Origin of the sequence: Desemzia sp. FAM 23989, from assembly GCF_045528345.1 — a bacterium.
In the GTDB taxonomy this organism is placed as follows: Bacteria; Bacillota; Bacilli; order Lactobacillales; family Carnobacteriaceae; genus Desemzia.
Window position 1 is genome coordinate 1 of the sequence record NZ_JBGQQT010000061.1, and the last position, 629, is coordinate 629.

Annotated in this window: 2 protein-coding genes; both read right to left on the reverse strand. The window is 34.3% G+C overall.

Annotated elements, in window-relative coordinates; all coding sequences use genetic code 11:
• On the reverse strand, positions 1 to 350 hold a 350-nt coding region (gene tnpB, locus ACEN36_RS13030), incomplete at its 3' end, for an IS66 family insertion sequence element accessory protein TnpB (RefSeq protein WP_407126903.1).
• A gap of 4 nt (positions 351 to 354) precedes the next feature.
• The gene (locus ACEN36_RS13035) at positions 355 to 543 is read right to left on the reverse strand and encodes a hypothetical protein (RefSeq protein ID WP_079650468.1); all 189 of its coding nucleotides are present in this window, start codon (positions 541 to 543) and stop codon (positions 355 to 357) included.
• Between the last annotated feature and the right edge of the window lie 86 nt (positions 544 to 629).

Sequence of the window (629 nt, forward strand, 5' to 3'; positions counted from 1 at the left end):
AAATGTCCAGGTTTCACTTTTTTTATAGCCTTCGGCTGCTCAATACTTAAACCTTCTAAAAGCCACCTAAGTTCTTGTTGTGAGATATTTCGTACTTCTTCTTTAGTTCGGGGCCATTGGATAACACCATTTTCAAGACGTTTGTAAAGTAAGATAAAGCCATCACCCTCCCAATAGAGAGCTTTATATTTATTACGGCTCCCACCGCAAAATAAAAATAGGCAATTTCCAAAAACATCCATATTATACTGATTTTGTATAATGGACGCGAGTCCATCAATCGATTTACGCATGTCTGTTTTTCCACAGACAATATAGATTTGATCGACTTTTGAATAATCTATTAACATACAACTATAGTTCCTTCAAAATAGTGTAGAGAATATACTTGTCAATTCCATTATAGACATGAATGTCCCGGTTGTTGTTTACATCTTTAATTCTGCAGGCCAATTTTGGTTTTTGTGGTGTTTTGCTCTCATAATCTTTAGACATGAAATCAATTTGTTGCAATGAAACTGGTACTATATCTTGTCTTTTCATCATCATTCCTCCAACTTGTTTACTATGAAATCAAGTATAGAGCGGAAAAGAAGATATTTGAAGATACCGTTTCATTTTGCGCTTAC

What these genes read in the sequence shown, in the direction of transcription:
- ACEN36_RS13035 (WP_079650468.1), bottom strand. Translation starts at nt 543, where the DNA reads ATGAAAAGACAAGATATAGTACCAGTTTCATTGCAACAAATTGATTTC.